The 1,787-nt window shown below is 42.6% G+C and carries 2 protein-coding genes; both read right to left on the bottom strand.

The features are described from left to right. On the bottom strand, positions 1–127 hold a 127-nt coding region (locus tag QZ359_RS06330; protein ID WP_365967555.1), incomplete at its 3' end, for a type I phosphomannose isomerase catalytic subunit. Between the two features lie 120 nt (positions 128–247). Then, the gene (locus QZ359_RS06335) at positions 248–1,687 is read right to left on the bottom strand and encodes a 6-phospho-beta-glucosidase (protein WP_000136868.1); all 1,440 of its coding nucleotides are present in this window, start codon (positions 1,685–1,687) and stop codon (positions 248–250) included. Positions 1,688–1,787 lie beyond the last annotated feature (100 nt).

A 1,787-nucleotide genomic window follows, 5' to 3' on the forward strand; every position in this document is an offset into this window, starting at 1 on the left:
GAGCTGAAATGGCCCAGTATTCCCCGATTTTTTCACTTGGGATGTCGTAGCCAAACTCATCATGTAACTTGGTACCACCCCAGATTTTTTCTTGCATAACTGATTGTAAAAATAATGGTTCTGACATGTCGATCTCCTGTCTGATTTTTCTCCCCTCATTATAGCAAAAAGCTCCATCTAATTGAACTCTTTTTCACATATTATAAAGTAGGGAGAAGATTTTATAAAAATAGTGAACAAATGTGCTCTACTCAATGCTTGCACCATTGCTGGCAATGACATCCTTGTACCAGTAGAAGGATTTCTTCTTGCTACGTTTGAGGCTTCCATGACCAGCATTATCTCGATCTACATAGATAAAGCCATAGCGCTTGTTCATTTCGCCTGTTCCAGCTGAAACCAGATCGATACAGCCCCAAGTCGTATAACCAAGCAAGTCAACGCCATCTTGGTAAATGGCATCTCGCATGGCCTTGATATGAGCCTCTAAGTAAGCAATCCGATAGTCATCTGCTACATGACCATTCTCATCCGGTGTATCCATAGCACCTAGACCGTTTTCCACGATGAACATTGGCTTTTGGTAACGATCCCAGATAGCATTGAGGGTGATACGAAGACCAAGTGGGTCAATCTGCCATCCCCATTCTGAGGATTCAAGATAAGGATTTTTGAGAGAGGCAAAGATATTTCCAGCAGTTAATTCTTTAACTTCTGGATCACCTGAGGCTACTAGACTTGCATAGTAAGAGAAGGAAACAAAGTCAACAGTATTGTCCTTCAACAACTCTAAATCTTCTGCAGTCATTTGAATCTCGATTCGCTCACGCTCCCACTGCTTCTTGGCGTAGTTTGGGTATTCCCCACGCGCTTGAACATCAATGAAGAAGTAACTCTTGCGGTCTTCCTCCATGGCTGCCCAGTAGTCTCTTGGATGGGCTGTGTTAGGATAGTATTGCCCTGCAGCCAACATACATCCCACCTTATTTTCTGGGTCAATTTCGTGGGCAATCTTTGTCGCAAGAGCTGAAGCTACCAACTCATAGTGTGCAGCCTGATATTTAACCAGTTCTTGATTTTCTCCTTCTTCAAAACAGAGCCCAGCTCCCATAAAGGGGGCATGGAGAATCATGTTGATTTCGTTGAAGGTAAGCCAATATTTGACCAAACCCTTATAGCGGGTAAAGAGTGTGCGACAAAGTTTTTCATAGAAGTCTAACATCCGACGATTGCGCCAACCACCGTACTCTGTAATCAAGTGCATAGGACAGTCGAAATGAGTGATAGTCACCAGAGGTTGGATACCATACTTGTGGCACTCCTTAAATAAATCCTCATAAAAGGCTAGACCAGCTTCATTTGGCACTGTTTCGTCGCCCTTAGGAAAAATCCGAGTCCAAGCAATGGATAGACGATAAGTCTTAAAGCCCATTTCCGCAAAAAGGGCAATATCTTCCTTGTAATGATGGTACATATCAATAGCTTGCTTGGCTGGGTAAAAATAGCCCTCCTCAAACGAAAACATCTTTTTCTGACCTGTGATAATGGCTTCACGATCTGGACCGATGGGGACGACATCCACATTCGCCAATCCACGACCTTCTAAATTATAAGCACCCTCACACTGGTTGGCAGCTGTCGCTCCGCCCCACAAGAAACCATCCGGAAAAGTCAGTTTTTCGGTCATAACTCTACTCACTTTCTTATTTGCTTGTTCATTTACTTATATTATAACTTATTCTGTAAACCTTTTCTTATAAAATACTGTGACATACTGATACTATTCT

Origin of the sequence: Streptococcus sp., assembly GCF_019414905.1 — a bacterium.
Lineage (GTDB): Bacteria > Bacillota > Bacilli > Lactobacillales > Streptococcaceae > Streptococcus.

Excerpts from the sequence above, each read along its gene's own strand:
- QZ359_RS06335 (WP_000136868.1), bottom strand. The coding sequence starts at position 1,687 with ATGACCGAAAAACTGACTTTTCCGGATGGTTTCTTGTGGGGCGGAGCG.